Annotated in this window: 13 protein-coding genes; 6 read left to right on the top strand and 7 right to left on the bottom strand. The window is 70.1% G+C overall.

The genetic code is table 11. The features are described 5' to 3' along the window. Positions 1-262: 262 nt before the first annotated feature. The 3 genes from pdhA to ACTWJ9_RS16155 are packed head-to-tail and all read left to right on the top strand — an operon-like array spanning position 263 to position 3,961. On the top strand, positions 263-1,543 hold the full coding sequence (gene pdhA / locus ACTWJ9_RS16165) for a pyruvate dehydrogenase (acetyl-transferring) E1 component subunit alpha (protein WP_279334935.1): 1,281 nt from the start codon (positions 263-265) through the stop codon (positions 1,541-1,543). Between the two features lies 1 nt (position 1,544). Continuing rightward, the gene (locus ACTWJ9_RS16160; protein WP_279334934.1) at positions 1,545-2,537 is read left to right on the top strand and encodes an alpha-ketoacid dehydrogenase subunit beta; all 993 of its coding nucleotides are present in this window, start codon (positions 1,545-1,547) and stop codon (positions 2,535-2,537) included. 11 nt (positions 2,538-2,548) lie between these two features. Beyond that, positions 2,549-3,961 carry a dihydrolipoamide acetyltransferase family protein gene (locus ACTWJ9_RS16155; RefSeq protein WP_388704223.1) on the top strand — a complete coding sequence of 471 codons (1,413 nt, stop codon included), beginning with the start codon at positions 2,549-2,551 and terminating at the stop codon, positions 3,959-3,961. Between the two features lie 79 nt (positions 3,962-4,040). Here the strand turns inward: ACTWJ9_RS16155 and ACTWJ9_RS16150 are convergent, their stop codons facing one another. Then, complete coding sequence (locus tag ACTWJ9_RS16150; protein ID WP_387037266.1) at positions 4,041-5,039, bottom strand: BRO-N domain-containing protein; 999 nt, start codon at positions 5,037-5,039, stop codon at positions 4,041-4,043. 194 nt (positions 5,040-5,233) lie between these two features. Then, the gene (locus ACTWJ9_RS16145; protein ID WP_279334931.1) at positions 5,234-6,130 is read right to left on the bottom strand and encodes a D-alanyl-D-alanine carboxypeptidase family protein; all 897 of its coding nucleotides are present in this window, start codon (positions 6,128-6,130) and stop codon (positions 5,234-5,236) included. A gap of 189 nt (positions 6,131-6,319) precedes the next feature. On the opposite strand from ACTWJ9_RS16145, the gene ACTWJ9_RS16140 reads away from it, so the two are divergent. Further along, positions 6,320-6,973 carry a GntR family transcriptional regulator gene (locus tag ACTWJ9_RS16140; protein WP_279334930.1) on the top strand — a complete coding sequence of 218 codons (654 nt, stop codon included), beginning with the start codon at positions 6,320-6,322 and terminating at the stop codon, positions 6,971-6,973. After that, positions 6,970-8,286, top strand: coding sequence for an MFS transporter (locus tag ACTWJ9_RS16135; RefSeq protein WP_279334929.1), 1,317 nt, complete (start codon positions 6,970-6,972; stop codon positions 8,284-8,286). Before ACTWJ9_RS16140 ends, ACTWJ9_RS16135 begins: the two co-directional genes overlap by 4 nt. Positions 8,287-8,365: 79 nt before the next feature. Here ACTWJ9_RS16135 and ACTWJ9_RS16130 read toward each other — a convergent pair whose 3' ends face one another. Continuing rightward, entirely contained in the window at positions 8,366-9,190 is an 825-nt protein-coding gene (locus ACTWJ9_RS16130; RefSeq protein ID WP_279334928.1) for a maleylpyruvate isomerase family mycothiol-dependent enzyme, read from the bottom strand. A gap of 217 nt (positions 9,191-9,407) precedes the next feature. Between ACTWJ9_RS16130 and ACTWJ9_RS16125 the strand changes: the two genes are divergently transcribed. Beyond that, the gene (locus ACTWJ9_RS16125; RefSeq protein WP_279334927.1) at positions 9,408-10,244 is read left to right on the top strand and encodes a carbon-nitrogen family hydrolase; all 837 of its coding nucleotides are present in this window, start codon (positions 9,408-9,410) and stop codon (positions 10,242-10,244) included. A 67-nt stretch (positions 10,245-10,311) separates the two neighbouring features. On the opposite strand, the gene ACTWJ9_RS16120 is transcribed toward ACTWJ9_RS16125, so the two are convergent. The 4 genes from ACTWJ9_RS16120 to ACTWJ9_RS16105 form a co-directional block, all read right to left on the bottom strand. Then, complete coding sequence (locus ACTWJ9_RS16120; RefSeq protein WP_443294358.1) at positions 10,312-10,803, bottom strand: LURP-one-related/scramblase family protein; 492 nt, start codon at positions 10,801-10,803, stop codon at positions 10,312-10,314. Positions 10,804-10,896: 93 nt separating this feature from the next. Next, the gene (locus ACTWJ9_RS16115) at positions 10,897-11,145 is read right to left on the bottom strand and encodes a DUF6458 family protein (RefSeq protein WP_109381478.1); all 249 of its coding nucleotides are present in this window, start codon (positions 11,143-11,145) and stop codon (positions 10,897-10,899) included. A 102-nt stretch (positions 11,146-11,247) separates the two neighbouring features. After that, positions 11,248-12,546: a M18 family aminopeptidase gene (locus ACTWJ9_RS16110; protein ID WP_279334925.1), complete on the bottom strand. Its 1,299-nt coding sequence runs from the start codon at positions 12,544-12,546 to the stop codon at positions 11,248-11,250. Between the two features lie 159 nt (positions 12,547-12,705). Continuing rightward, positions 12,706-14,532 carry an acyl-CoA dehydrogenase gene (locus tag ACTWJ9_RS16105; RefSeq protein WP_279334924.1) on the bottom strand — a complete coding sequence of 609 codons (1,827 nt, stop codon included), beginning with the start codon at positions 14,530-14,532 and terminating at the stop codon, positions 12,706-12,708. Between the last annotated feature and the right edge of the window lie 128 nt (positions 14,533-14,660).

Here is a 14,660-nt window from a genome sequence, read left to right as displayed (position 1 = left end):
CGCCTTCCCGGCCTTTCCGATTTACTTGGAAATCCAAGCAAAATCCCAGGTCAGGGAGGGTTTCACAGAAATGTGGCGCACTGGGTAACGTGCTTGTTGCAGGTCGCTCGCCGGGGCACCTGTCACGCCTGTTCCCGGCCGAGCGGCACCCACCCCGTGCCCGTGGTCGAGAAGAGGTGAGCCTTCCCCAGGCTTCGACGAGCTGGAGGAGGACCCCAGACCTACCGGCAACCCCGGGGGTCGGACCGACGGAGGAGCACACGTGACCGTGGAGAGCACTGCCGCGCACGCACCGCGACGCAGCGCCGGAAGCAACACCGGCGCCACCGGCACCAAACGCACCACCAGTACCACTGGCAAGAAGACCACCGCGGCGAAGAAGGCCACCACGGCCAGGAAGCCCGTCACCGCCAAGAAGGCCACCGCGGCGAAGAAGGCCGGCGGCGCGGTGAAGAGTGCCGAGCCCCACCTCGTGCAACTGCTGACGCCCGAGGGCGAGCGCGTCAAGAACGCCGAGTTCGACCAGTACGTCGAGGGCATCACCGTCGAGGACCTCCGCGGCCTGTACCGCGACATGGTGCTCACCCGCCGCTTCGACGCCGAGGCGACCTCGCTGCAGCGCCAGGGCGAGCTGGGCCTGTGGGCCTCGCTGCTGGGCCAGGAGGCGGCGCAGATCGGCTCCGGCCGGGCGCTGCGCGACGACGACTACGTCTTCCCCACCTACCGGGAGCACGGCGTCGCCTGGTGCCGGGGTGTGGACCCGACCAACCTGCTCGGCATGTTCCGCGGCGTCAACAACGGCGGCTGGGACCCGAACGGCAACAACTTCCACCTGTACACGATCGTCATCGGCTCCCAGGCGCTGCACGCCACGGGCTACGCGATGGGCATCGCCAAGGACGGCGCGGACAGCGCGGTGATCGCCTACTTCGGCGACGGCGCCTCCAGCCAGGGCGACGTGGCCGAGGCGTTCACCTTCTCCGCGGTCTACAACGCCCCGGTGGTGTTCTTCTGCCAGAACAACCAGTGGGCGATCTCCGAGCCGACCGAGAAACAGTCCCGCGTCCCGCTGTACCAGCGCGCGCAGGGCTTCGGCTTCCCGGGCGTGCGGGTGGACGGCAACGACGTGCTGGCGAGCCTCGCCGTCACCCGGTGGGCCCTGGAGCGGGCCCGCGGCGGTGAGGGGCCGACGCTGATCGAGGCGTTCACCTACCGCATGGGTGCCCACACCACCTCCGACGATCCCACCCGCTACCGCCACGACGACGAGCGGGCCGCCTGGGAGGCCAAGGACCCGATCCTGCGCCTTCGCCGCTACCTGGAGTCCGCACACCACACGGACGAGGGATTCTTCGCGGAACTGGAGAGCGAGAGCGAGACGTTGGGCAAACGAGTGCGCGAAGTGGTCCGTGCCATGCCGGACCCGGACCACTTCGCCATCTTCGAGAACGCGTACGCGGACGGCCACGCCCTCGTCGACGAGGAGCGGGCGCAGTTCGCCGCCTACCAGGCGTCGTTCGACGACACGGACGGGGGCAAGTGACATGGCGGAGACCGTGACATCCAAGAACATGGCCCTGGCCAAGGCGATCAACGAGTCGCTGCGCCGTGCCCTGGACACCGACCCCAAGGTCCTCGTCATGGGTGAGGACGTCGGCAAGCTCGGCGGCGTGTTCCGGGTGACGGACGGGCTGCAGAAGGACTTCGGTGAGAGCCGCGTCATCGACACCCCGCTCGCCGAGTCGGGCATCGTCGGCACGGCGATCGGCCTCGCCCTGCGCGGCTACCGCCCGGTGGTCGAGATCCAGTTCGACGGTTTCGTCTTCCCGGCGTACGACCAGATCGTCACGCAGCTGGCGAAGATGCACGCCCGGTCGCTGGGCAAGGTGAAGCTCCCCGTCGTGGTGCGCATCCCCTACGGCGGCGGCATCGGCGCGGTCGAGCACCACTCCGAGTCCCCGGAGTCCCTGTTCGCCCACGTGGCGGGCCTGAAGGTGGTCTCCCCGTCCAACGCGTCGGACGCGTACTGGATGATGCAGCAGGCCATCCAGAGCGACGACCCGGTGATCTTCTTCGAGCCCAAGCGGCGCTACTGGGACAAGGCCGAGGTCAACACCGAGGCGATCCCCGGACCGCTGCACACCGCGCGCGTGGTCCGCGAGGGCACCGACCTGACGCTGGTGGCCTACGGGCCGATGGTCAAGCTCTGTCAGGAGGTCGCGGACGCCGCCGCCGAGGAGGGCCGCTCCCTGGAGGTGCTGGACCTGCGCTCGGTCTCCCCGCTCGACTTCGACTCGATCCAGGCGTCGGTGGAGAAGACCCGCCGTCTGGTCGTCGTCCACGAGGCGCCGGTGTTCTTCGGTTCGGGCGCGGAGATCGCCGCGCGGATCACGGAGCGCTGCTTCTACCACCTGGAGGCTCCGGTCCTGCGGGTGGGCGGCTACCACGCCCCGTACCCGCCGGCCCGCCTGGAGGAGTCCTACCTCCCGGACCTGGACCGGGTGCTGGACGCCGTCGACCGCTCGATGGCGTACTGAGGGAGAGGGTCGTGACGACGATGACGAACGCGTCCGTACGCGAGTTCAAGATGCCGGACGTGGGCGAGGGCCTCACCGAGGCCGAGATCCTCAAGTGGTACGTCCAGCCCGGTGACACGGTCACCGACGGGCAGGTGGTGTGCGAGGTCGAGACGGCGAAGGCCGCCGTCGAACTCCCCATCCCCTACACCGGCGTGGTCCGCGATCTGCACTTCCCCGAGGGCACCACGGTGGACGTGGGCACGTCCATCATCGCGGTGGACGTCTCGGGCGGCGCGGCACCGGCGGTGGAGGCACCCGCCCCGGCCGCCGAGCCGGAGCAGGCGCCGGAGGAGCCGGCGGCCGAGCCCCCGGCCCGTCAGCCGGTCCTGGTCGGCTACGGCGTGGCGACGTCCTCGACGCGCCGCCGCCCGCGCAAGACGGCTCCGGACACCGCCGCCGCCCACGCCCAGCAGGAGGCGGCACCCGTCCAGACGGAACTGAACGGCTACGGCGCCCCCGCCGCTCCTCGGGAACGCCCGCTGGCCAAGCCGCCGGTGCGCAAGCTGGCGAAGGACCTCGGCGTCGACCTGACGACGGTCACCCCGACCGGTCCGGACGGCATCATCACCCGCGAGGACGTCCATGCGGCGGTGGCCGCGGTCCCGGCACCCGCGGTCCCGGCAGCCACCCCGGCCGCCCCGGTCCCGGCTCCGGCGCCAGCCCCGGTGTCGTACGACACGGCGCGCGAGACCCGCATCCCGGTCAAGGGCGTCCGCAAGGCGACGGCGGCCGCGATGGTCGGCTCGGCGTTCACCGCACCGCATGTCACGGAGTTCGTGACGGTCGACGTGACGCGCACGATGAAACTGGTCGAGGAGCTCAAGCAGGACAAGGAGTTCACCGGCCTGCGGGTGAGCCCCCTGCTGCTGATCGCCAAGGCCCTGCTGGTCGCGATCAGACGCAACCCCGAGGTCAACGCCTCGTGGGACGAGGCGGCCCAGGAGATCGTGGTCAAGCACTACGTCAACCTGGGCATCGCGGCGGCCACCCCGCGCGGCCTGATCGTCCCGAACGTCAAGGACGCCCACGCCAAGACGCTGCCGCAGCTCGCCGAGTCCCTGGGCGAGCTGGTGTCCACGGCCAGGGAGGGCAGGACCTCCCCGTCCGCGATGCAGAACGGCACGGTGACGATCACCAACGTCGGCGTCTTCGGCGTCGACACGGGCACGCCGATCCTCAACCCCGGTGAGTCCGCGATCCTCGCCGTCGGCACGATCAAGCTCCAGCCGTGGGTCCACAAGGGCAAGGTGAAGCCCCGTCAGGTCACCACCCTCGCCCTGAGCTTCGACCACCGCCTGATCGACGGCGAACTCGGCTCCAAGTTCCTGGCCGACGTGGCCGCGATCCTGGAACAGCCGAAACGGTTGATCAGCTGGGCCTGACGCCCACGAACCACTAGGTTCACCACAGGAGGGGCGCCGCAACTTCGGATTGCGACGCCCCTCCTGCCGTACCGGTCCCTCAGTCCTGATGGAGCACGTACACCGGAGCCCCGTCCTCGGTCCCGCCCCGCGAGCGGATGCAGGCGTGCTTGCGCAGCAGCCGGAGGCATTCGTTGACGCGGTGCACGGAAAGTCCCGTACGGGCGGCGATCGACTCCAGCGGCTCGCGCAGTTCACCCTGCTCGACGAGTACCGGGGCGATCACCACGGCCACCGTCCACACGTCCTCCGTCACGGACAGCCGCTGCCGCCAGCCGGCCAGGACCGTTTCGGTGGTGGGCGGCGCGGTGAGGTGGGCCTGGGGCGGCCGGCGGTCGAGGACGAGGGAGTCGAACCGGTCCGCGATCCGTTCCATCGCCCGGACCATGGCCTGCTGCACGGCGAGGGTGGCCTGTTGCACGGCGAGCGTGCCCTGCTGTGCGGCCAGCACCTCCCTCTGCAGGGCCAGCGTCTCCTTGTGCAAAGCGATCGATTCGCGCTGCCCGTCGGCCAGCTCCTCGTCCAGCTGAAGGTTGTGCGCTTCCAGCCGGACGATGGCCTCGGCGACCTGTTCCGGCATGGCGTAGGCGATGGGGGCACCCGGCTCGGGTGACTGCACCTCGGCCTCGTCGAGGGAGTAGTACCCCTCGCGCTGCACGGTCTCGATGACTTCGGCGACCCACTGCTTGAAGGGTGCGCAGGCCGGTTTGGTGCAGGCGTTGACGAGCAGGATGAGTCCTTGGAGAGAGATGACGTGCAAGTCTCGACGCCACCCTCTACCTGCGGGAATGCTGAGACCGTAACCTCCAGTTACGGTCTCGAGCATTTCTCGGTGCTCGTCGGGGACATGGTCGGCGAGAGCCTTCCGAGAGTTGGTGTGTCCGAGTTCCTTGCAGACGTCCACCGCCGGGAACCAGTGGCTTCCGTCCGGCAGCGTCAGCCTCCGGACCCGGGCGCCGGTCGCCGCGTAGACGAAGTCGCTGACGTCGATCGCCTCGTGCTGCTCGACGTGCTTCGGTCGTTTGCCGGGTTCGTTCATGCGAACCACCTCCGCCGCGGAACGTAGAGCGGGGCGGAGCGAATATGCCAGCCGGTTCGAGGATGTTCACGACTGCGAGCGAATGAGGTCGAAACCGCTGTTCCGGCCGACGGGAGTGTGCATGGCCGACGGCGGTGCGAGGCATGGAGAAGGGGCCCACGCGGAATCGTGGACCCCTTGCGTGTTCCAGTGGGTCAGGCGCTGAAGCCGTAGTTCAGGAGCTTCTTGGCGTCCGTCTCGCGCTGGGCGGACGAGGTGGAGGCGAGGACCGTGCCGATGACGGTCTTGCCGTTCCGCGTCGCGGCGAAGACCAGGCAGTACTTGGCCGTCGGGCCCGAGCCGGTCTTCACGCCGATCGTGCCGCTGTAGCTGCTGAGCAGACCGTTGGTGTTGGTCCACGGCGCCATCGTGCGGGTGCCGCCCGTCTTCGTGGTGGTCTTCGCCGTGTAACTCTTCGTCTTGACGATCGCGCGGAAGTTGGCGCTCTTCAGCGCGCTGCTCGTGATCTTCGTCAGATCGCGCGGCGTGGAGTAGTTGTTGCCCTTGCCGATGCCGTCGAACGAGTCGAAGTGGGTGTTCTTCAGGCCCAGTTTCTTCGCGTCGGCGTTCATCTTGCCGATGAAGGACTTCACGCGCGCGGACCGCGTCGTGCCGGTGCCGAACTTGTCCGCCAGGGCGTACGCGGCGTCGCAGCCGGACGGCAGCATCAGCCCGTACAGCAGCTGGCGCACGGTGACCTTGTCGCCGACGATCAGCCGGGCGGACGACGCGTTGTTCGCGACGATGTAGTCGCTGTACGCCATCTGGATCGTGACCTTGGCGTCGAGGTTCAGGTTCTTCTGCGCGAGCACGACCTTCGCGGTCATGATCTTCGTCGTGGAACCGGTCGAGAGACGGGTGTCGGCGGCCTTGGTGTAGAGGGACTTGCCGGTCCCGTTGTTCATCACGTAGCCGCCCTTGGCGGCGATCGTGGGCTTGGCGGCGGCCTGCGCGGGCGCCGCGTAGAGGGCTCCGGAGGCCAGCACGGCGCCAGTGGTCACGGCGACGCCGACGGCTCTGCGGATACGGATGCCCTGAATGACGGTATTCAAGTAAGGTACCCCGATTGCGTTGAATGCCCTAGTGGTGCGGCCGAGTTGAGGCGCGGCCGGCAGGGGCCGCACAATTCTGACGCATACCTGGCGCGGATGGTTGTGCGCGGGGGGCGGGCGGCTTCGGGGTCCGGGTCCGCATCCTGGACGGACAATCCCATGGGTACGTGTTGTATCTATCCTGTCGGCATGAGTCTGACCCCGGTGAAGCAACCCCCTGCCGCCGATCGCGTCTACACCCATGTCAAACAGGGCGTCCTCGACCGCCGTTACGAGGGCGGCGTCCTCCTGACCGAGGGTGAGCTGGCCGAGGCCGTCGGGGTCTCGCGCACACCGGTGCGCGAGGCGCTGCTGCGGCTGGAGGCCGAAGGGCTGATCCGGCTCTACCCGAAGAAGGGCGCCCTCGTCCTGCCCGTCTCCGCGCAGGAGATCGCCGACGTCGTCGAGACCCGGCTGCTCGTCGAGGAACACGCGGTGCGCAAGGCCGTGCCCGCGCCCCCCGGGCTCCTCGAGCGCCTGGAGGAACTGCTCGCCCGGCAGCGGGAAGAGGCCGCCGCCGGTGACTTCGCCGCCGCGTCCGTCACCGACCGCTGCTTCCACGCGGAGATCGTCCGCAGCGGCGGCAACGAGATCCTCTCCCGCCTCTACGACCAGCTCCGCGACCGCCAACTGCGCATGGGCGTCGCCGTCATGCAGTCGCACCCCGACCGCGTCGCCAAGACCCTCGCCGAGCACCGGGAGATCCTCGACGCGCTGCGCTCGGGGGACCCGGAGGCGGCCGCCGGCGTGGTCAACCGGCATGTCGGCTGGTTCTCCCACCTGGCCCGGGGGGAAGTGCGATGACCCGCGCGAACGGAGGTGCCCCGAGCACCCGTCCGCCCGGGGACCCCCTGGGCGGACGACGCGCCCTCGCGGTGTGGGGGGTGGGTGTGGCGGTCTACTTCGTCGCGGTCATCTTCCGTACGTCCTTGGGCGTGGCCGGTCTCGACGCGGCCGACCGGTTCGACGTCAACGCCTCCGCCCTGTCCACCTTCTCCATCCTCCAGCTGCTGGTCTACGCGGGCATGCAGATACCCGTCGGCCTGCTGGTCGACCGGCTCGGCACCAAGAAGGTGCTGGGCATCGGTGCCGTGCTGTTCACGGTCGGGCAACTCGGGTTCGCGTTCTCCCCGACGTACGGCATGGCGCTCGCCTCCCGCGCCCTGCTCGGCTGCGGGGACGCCATGACGTTCATCAGCGTGCTGAGGCTGGGCAGCCGGTGGTTCCCGGCCCGGCGCGGTCCGCTGATCGCGCAGTTCGCCGCGCTGGCCGGGATGGCGGGCAATCTCGTCTCCACGCTGGTCCTGGCCCGGCTGCTGCACGGCATCGGCTGGACGGCCGCCTTCGCGGGCAGTGCGCTCGCCGGGGTCGTGGTGCTCGTCCTGCTCGTGCTGTTCCTCAAGGACCACCCCGAGGGCCACGGACCGGAGCCCGCCCCGCACCAGGGCGCCGCCTCCATGCGCCGTCAGATCGCGGCCTCCTGGCGGGAACCGGGAACCCGGCTCGGGATGTGGGTGCACTTCTCCACCCAGTTCCCGGGGATGGTGTTCCTGCTGCTGTGGGGCATGCCGTTCCTCGTCGAGGCACAGGGGCTGTCCCGGGCCACGGCCGGTGAGCTCCTCACCCTCGTGGTGCTGTCCAACATGGTCCTCGGGGTCGTATACGGCCAGGTCATCGCCCGGAACCACGGCGCGCGGATGCCGCTGGTGCTCATCACCGTGGGCGCGACGGCGCTGCTGTGGGCGGCCGCGCTGCTCCACCCCGCCGAGACGGCGCCGATGTGGCTGCTGGTGGTGCTGTGCACGGGGCTGGGCGCCTGCGGTCCGGCCTCGATGATCGGCTTCGACTTCTCCCGCCCGGTGAATCCGCCGGAGCGGCAGGGAACCGCGGCAGGCATCACCAACATGGGCGGTTTCACCGCCTCGATCACGACCCTGCTGGCCGTCGGCGTCCTGCTGGACGCCACCGGCGACGACTACGCCGTCGCCTTCTCCGCCGTCTTCGTCCTCCAGGCCCTCGGGGTCACCCAGATCCTGCGGCTGCGCGGGCAGGCGGCGCGCAGGGAACGGGAGCGGCTCGTCGCCGCCCGGGTGGAGAACGTGCACGTGCCGGTGTGAGGCCGGATGCGGCCGCGGACGCGGCGCGCCGGGCCCGGCAACGACCTCCCGGGCCCGGCGCGCCGGGTCCGCCCGGACCCTACGGAGTCACCGCGAAGTGCCGCAGGATCGCCGCCGCCAGGTCCGGGTCGCCCTCCGTCTTCACCCGGTCCGACACCGCCTCCGGCGTCACCCGGCCGCAGGCCGTGCGCACGTACGTCTCCCAGTCGAGGGTGAGGGTGACGGCGGGGCCGAGCGCGGGAGCGGTCTCCAGCGTGCCGCGGCCCTGGTAGTCGACGCGGATGGTGCGCAGGAACTCCACGGGCCCGTGGACGTCGATGACCACGGCCGAGCTGCGCGGCGCCTGCGCCAGCTCGGCCACCACCCGGGGCAGCTCGGCGAGCAGCACGTCGCGGGCGATGTGCGCGCCGGGGGAGTCGAGGTTGCCGGGGCGGCCGAGGGCCGCGCGCAGGTCCTGCTCGTGCACCCACACGTCGAACGCGTGCCGGCGCATGGACTCCTCCAGCGTGAGTTCCGTACCGAGCGGGCCACGCACCTTCGCGGCCGGTTCACGCGACTCGTTCCGCAGCTGACGGTTGCGGCGGATGATCATGTACTCCAGCTCGGAGGTCATCTCCGGCGCCGTGTGGTGGCGGCGCACGTCGACCTGCATCTCCGTGTAGCGCTGCTGGTCGTTGGTGACGTGGAACAGGTCGCGCGGCAGCGCGTGGATGGGGCGGGGGTCGCCCAGCATCTCGGAGTCCAGCCCGATGACATGGGAGACCACGTCACGGACCGACCACCCCGGGCACGGCGTCCGCCGGTTCCAGTCGGCCTCCACGAGGGGCTGCACCAGCTCGGATATCGCCTCGACGGAGTGGTTCCAGGCGTCGGCGTAGGGCTGGAGGGTGGGATGCAGGCTCACGGAACGGGACCCCTCGGCGGTCGGTACACGGGCAGGTGGTGGCGGCGGTGCCAGTGGGTGGTGGCTGCACTCGGCGGGCGTCTCGGGACTCCCCAGGTTCTCGGCTTCGCTCGAACCGGGAGGGCCCCAAGTTACGCTGTCGTGAGGCACCCCGGCAGTGCTTTCGTGTGACGATCGTAGGCCGTGCCGACAAGTCGAATGCCAGGACGGTGGTATTGTGCGCGCTTCTTTGCTCCAAGTCGCCGTGAACGGGGACGAAACGGTCGAATCGCGTCGGCGTCGGGTCGCCGATCTGGTACGGGAACAGGCCGGAGCCGATCTCGTCGTCCTGCCGGAGCTGTGGACCACGGGCGCCTTCGCCCACGAGGACTTCGGGCGCGAGGCGGAACCCCTCGACGGGCCCACCCGCCAGGCGATGGCCGAGGCCGCGCGCGAGGCCGGCGTATGGCTGCACGCGGGCTCCGTCCCGGAGCGGGGCGCCCCGGACGGCGGCTCCGGCGGCGGTGCCGACGCGGGCGAGGGGCCGCTCTACAACACCTCGCTCGTCTTCTCCCCCTCCGGTGAGCTGGCCGCCGTCTACCGCAAGATCCACCGCTTCGGCTTCGACGAGGGCGAGGCCGTGCTGATGAGCGCGGGCGACGCCCTGGTGACGGTGCCGCTGCCGCACACCACGCTCGGGCTGGCGACCTGCTACGACCTCCGCTTCCCCGAACTCTTCCGCGGTCTCGTCGACGCCGGTGCCGAGACGCTCGTCGTCCCGGCGGGCTGGCCGGAGCGCCGCCGCTCCCACTGGACGCTGCTGGCCCGGGCCCGGGCGGTGGAGAACCAGGCGTTCGTCCTCGCGTGCGGGACGGCCGGGACACACGCCGGGGTGCCGCAGGCGGGGCACTCGATCGTGGTCGACCCGTGGGGCGAGGTCCTCGCGGAGGCCGGCCCCGACGAGCAGGTCCTCACGGTCGATCTCGACCCGGCGAAGGTCGCGAAGACCCGCGAACAGTTCCCGGCCCTGAAGGACCGGCTGCTGGGGCTGCCGACCCCGACCCCGCGACCTTGACCCGCACGGGACCGGGACCGGAACCAAGACCGGGACCGGGACCGGAACCGGTCCCGGGACCTGGCCTTCAGTCCTCCCGCTCCTTCTCCGCCAGGTGGATCACGCACACCGCCACCGCGATCAGCAGGGCCGGGTCCGCGTCCTCGCGCACGACGTCGACGCCGTAGGTCTCCCGGATGTGCAGCCAGCGCCGTGAGACCACGGCGAGCAGTTCGCCGTCGTACTCGACGGCGAACTCGCGGTCGAGGATCCTGCCGCTGACGTCCAGCTCGGAGCCGTCGGCCAGGGCGACCCGGTAGTGGTTGCGCAGCAGGGACAGCCGCTTGCGCCGGATCGTCGCCAGCGTCTCACCGTCCCGCTCGATCACCATCGTGTCCCGCAGGGCGAACATCTTCTTGCGGATGTCGATGAGGACGCGGCCCCGGAGGTCCTTCAGCTCGAAGGTGTCCCGCAGCCGCATGGCCTTGCCGTCGACGAGGAAGACCTTGTTGCCCCGGTCGTCCTCGATCCAGTAGTCGTCACCGATCCCGAGGATCCGGTCGCGTACGAGGAATCTCATGACACCAGGGGTGCCCTCTCTCCCGTTCTCCGACGCCGCCGCTGGGCCGATTGCCGGAGCCGGCCGCCGAGGTCCTGCCGGACTCCGTACCCGTCAGACTCCGTACCCGTCGCTGTAGCCGTCGCGGCCGTGCGGGCGGGTGTCGTCGACGACCGGTGTGGCGGGCGGTACGACGACGCGCCGGCGCCGGGCGATGCTGCTGAAGACCGCCACACCGATCAGCCCGACGACCATGAAGATGACGCCGACCAGGTTCACGTTGACGCCCTGCATGTCCCAGTCGGTCGCGAACGTGAGAATCGCTCCCACGGCGATGAGGATGATGCATCCGCCGAGGCCCATGAGTGCCGCCTTCCTGCCCGGTCCTTCCGGTTGCATCCGGGTACCCGGTCGGCCATCACTCATGCAGCACCGGCGGGTTGACCACCCGTCGGCAGTCGGCGACTACGACTCCAGGAACGCCACCAGCGCGTTCGCCAGCAGGAACGGGTCCTGGGCGCCGCACAGTTCGCGCGCGCTGTGCATCGACAGGATGGCCACGCCGATGTCCACGGTCCGGATGCCGTGCCGGGCCGCGGTGATCGGGCCGATGGTGGTGCCGCACGGCATGGCGTTGTTCGAGACGAAGGACTGGAAGGGCACGCCCGCCTTCTCGCAGGCGGCGGCGAACACCGCCCGGCCCGAACCGTCCGTGGCGTAACGGTTGTTCACGTTGACCTTGAGGATGGGGCCGCCGTCGATGCGCGGGTGGTGCGTCGGGTCGTGCCGCTCCGCGTAGTTGGGGTGGACGGCGTGACCGGTGTCCGAGGAGAGGCAGACGGTGCCGGCGAAGGCGCGCGCCCGGTCCTCGTACGAGCCGCCGCGGGCGAACACCGAGCGCTCCAGCACACTGCCGAGCAGCGGCCCGTCCGCGCCGGTGTCGGACTGGGAGCCGTTCTCCTCGTGGTCGAAGGCGGCGAGGACGGGGATGTACGGCAGGTCCGCACCGTGCCCGGCCACCGCCGTCAGTGCGGCCGTACCGGCGTGCACGGACAGCAGGTTGTCCATGCGCGGGCCGGCCAGCAGCTCCTTGTCGCGGCCCAGGTACGCCGGCGGCTCCACCGAGTGCACCATCAGGTCCCAGCCGGTGACCTCGCCGGACGGGATGCCCGCGGTCTCCTCCAGAAAGGCGATGAGGTCGCCGTCGCGCACGTCGTCGCCCAGGCCCCAGACGGGCTGCATGTGGCGCTGCTTGTCGAGCTTGAGGCCGTCGGCGTTGACCGAGCGGTCCAGGTGGATGGCGAGCTGCGGGACACGCAGCAGCGGCCGGTCGACGTTCACCAGCCGGGTGGAGCCGTCCCGCAGGGAGAGCCGGCCGGCCAGGCCCAGGTCGCGGTCGAGCCAGGAGTTGAGCAGCGGACCGCCGTAGATCTCCACCGCCACCTGGCGCCAGCCCTGCGCCCCGCTGTCGGGCCGCGGCTTCACCCGCAGGTTGGGGGAGTCGGTGTGGGCGCCGACGATCCGGAACGGGGTGTGCGGGTCCGCGCCCTCGGGGACGTACCAGGCGACGATGGCGCCGCCGCGCAGCACGTACCTGCCGCCCGACGTCCCGTCCCAGGCGTCCGTCTCCGCGACCTGCCGGAAGCCCGCCTTCTCCAGCCGCTCGGCGGCGTTCGCCACCGCGTGGTACGGCGTGGGGGAGGCGGCGAGGAAGGACATGAGGTCGTCGGTGTGGCTGCGGTCGAAGGGGGAGGGTTCGCTCATGGGGCCACCTTAACGAGGGCGAGGGCCCGCTTCCCCGGTGTGGAAGCGGGCCCTCGTGCGGGCTCCGACGGTCGCGTGCGGACCCGGGCGTTCCCGTTCGGGCCTGTTCGGGCCTGTTCGGGTTCGCGCCGTCTGGCGCGGGACCTCCTGCGGGAGGCTCTAGAAGGCGGCCTCGTCCAGTTCCATCAGGTCCAGCTCGACGCCCTCGGCGACCTTGCGGGCCAGCGTGACGCCGGGCAGGACCTCGGCCGCGAAGAACCTCGCCGCGGCGATCTTGCCGGTGTAGAAGGCGACGTCCTTGGCGGAGGCCGTCTGGAGCTTGTCGGCGGCGACCGCGGCACCCTTGAGCAGCAGGTAGCCGACGATCACGTCACCGGAGGCCATCAGCAGGCGGGTGGTGTTCAGGCCCACCTTGTAGATGTTCTTGACGTCCTGCTCGGTGGCCGCGAGGTCCGTGAGCATCAGGCCGACGATGGCCTCCAGCTCGACGGCGGCCTTCGCCAGGTGCTCGCGGGCGCCCGCCAGCTGCTCGCCGCCGGTGCCGAGGGCGAGGAACTGCTTGATGTCCTCGGCGAGCGAGTTCAGGGCCGCGCCCTGGTTGCGGACGATCTTCCGGAAGAAGAAGTCCTGGCCCTGGATCGCCGTGGTGCCCTCGTACAGGGTGTCGATCTTGGCGTCGCGGATGTACTGCTCGATCGGGTACTCCTGCAGGAAGCCGGAGCCGCCGAAGGTCTGCAGCGACTGGGCGAGCTGCTCGTAGCCCTTCTCGGAGCCGTAGCCCTTGACGATGGGCAGGAGGAGGTCGTTGAGCGCGTGCTCCGCCGACACGTCCTCGCCCGCCGCCTCCTTGACCGCGATGCCGTCCTGCACCGAGGCGGTGTAGAGGACGAGCGCGCGCATGCCCTCCGCGTACGCCTTCTGCGTCATCAGCGAGCGGCGCACGTCGGGGTGGTGGGTGATGGTGACCTTGGGCGCGGCCTTGTCCATGAAGTTCGCGAGGTCCGGGCCCTGGACGCGCTCCTTGGCGTACTCCAGCGCGTTGAGGTAGCCGGTGGAGAGGGTGGAGATCGCCTTCGTGCCGACCATCATGCGGGCGAACTCGATGATGCGGAACATCTGGCGGATGCCGTCGTGCTTGTCGCCGATCAGCCAGCCCTTGGCGGGGTGCCGGTCGCCGAACGTCATCTCGCAGGTGTTGGACGCCTTCAGGCCCATCTTGTGCTCGACGTTCGTGGCGTAGACGCCGTTGCGCTCGCCCAGCTCGCCGGTCTCGGCGTCGAAGAGGTACTTCGGGACGAGGAAGAGCGACAGGCCCTTGGTGCCGGGTCCGGCGCCCTCGGGACGCGCGAGCACGTAGTGGAGGATGTTCTCCGACATGTCGTGCTCACCGGAGGTGATGAAGCGCTTCACGCCCTCGATGTGCCAGGAGCCGTCCTCCTGCCGCACGGCCTTGGTGCGGCCGGCGCCCACGTCCGAGCCGGCGTCCGGCTCGGTGAGGACCATGGTGGAGCCCCACTGCTTCTCGACGGCGATCTGGGCCATCTTCTTCTGGGTGTCGTTGCCCTCGTCGTACAGGATCCCGGCGAAGGCGGGGCCGGACGAGTACATCCACACGGCCGGGTTGGCGCCCAGGATCAGCTCGGCGTACGACCAGATCAGCGAGGGGGGAGCCGTCGTGCCGCCGATGGCCTCGGACACGCCCAGGCGCCAGTACTCGGAGTCCATGAAGGCCTGGTAGCTCTTCTTGAAGGACGCCGGGACCGGCGCGGTGTTGGTCTCCGGGTCGAAGACCGGCGGGTTGCGGTCGGCGTCGGTGAAGGACTCGGCCAGCTCGTTCTCCGCGAGGCGGGTCAGTTCCTCGAGGACGCTCTTGGCGGTCTCGACGTCCATCTCCTCGAACGGCCCGGTGCCGTACAGCTTGTCGCGTCCGAGTACTTCGAAGAGGTTGAACTCGATGTCGCGGAGATTGGACTTGTAGTGCCCCATGTGACGGCTCCCGGCTCCGTAGAGAGATCGGCGAGGCACTTCGTTCCTCGCACGGGTTTGCATACCAGCAAGTAGCTACGACTATGCTACCCGTCGGTAATAAGACGCAAGCCTGATCCGGTCATCTG

The sequence above is a fragment of the Streptomyces sp. GDS52 genome (genome assembly GCF_052246875.1).
In the GTDB taxonomy this organism is placed as follows: domain Bacteria; phylum Actinomycetota; class Actinomycetes; order Streptomycetales; family Streptomycetaceae; genus Streptomyces; species Streptomyces cathayae.
This window is presented reverse-complemented; position numbering and strand designations above follow the sequence as displayed.

Coding starts and splice junctions, on each gene's coding strand:
- ACTWJ9_RS16160 (WP_279334934.1), top strand. CDS start 1,545: ATGGCGGAGACCGTGACATCCAAGAACATGGCCCTGGCCAAGGCGATC.
- ACTWJ9_RS16150 (WP_387037266.1), bottom strand. CDS start 5,039: ATGAACGAACCCGGCAAACGACCGAAGCACGTCGAGCAGCACGAGGCG.
- ACTWJ9_RS16140 (WP_279334930.1), top strand. CDS start 6,320: ATGAGTCTGACCCCGGTGAAGCAACCCCCTGCCGCCGATCGCGTCTAC.
- ACTWJ9_RS16135 (WP_279334929.1), top strand. CDS start 6,970: ATGACCCGCGCGAACGGAGGTGCCCCGAGCACCCGTCCGCCCGGGGAC.
- ACTWJ9_RS16120 (WP_443294358.1), bottom strand. CDS start 10,803: ATGAGATTCCTCGTACGCGACCGGATCCTCGGGATCGGTGACGACTAC.
- ACTWJ9_RS16115 (WP_109381478.1), bottom strand. CDS start 11,145: ATGGGCCTCGGCGGATGCATCATCCTCATCGCCGTGGGAGCGATTCTC.
- ACTWJ9_RS16110 (WP_279334925.1), bottom strand. CDS start 12,546: ATGAGCGAACCCTCCCCCTTCGACCGCAGCCACACCGACGACCTCATG.
- ACTWJ9_RS16105 (WP_279334924.1), bottom strand. CDS start 14,532: ATGGGGCACTACAAGTCCAATCTCCGCGACATCGAGTTCAACCTCTTC.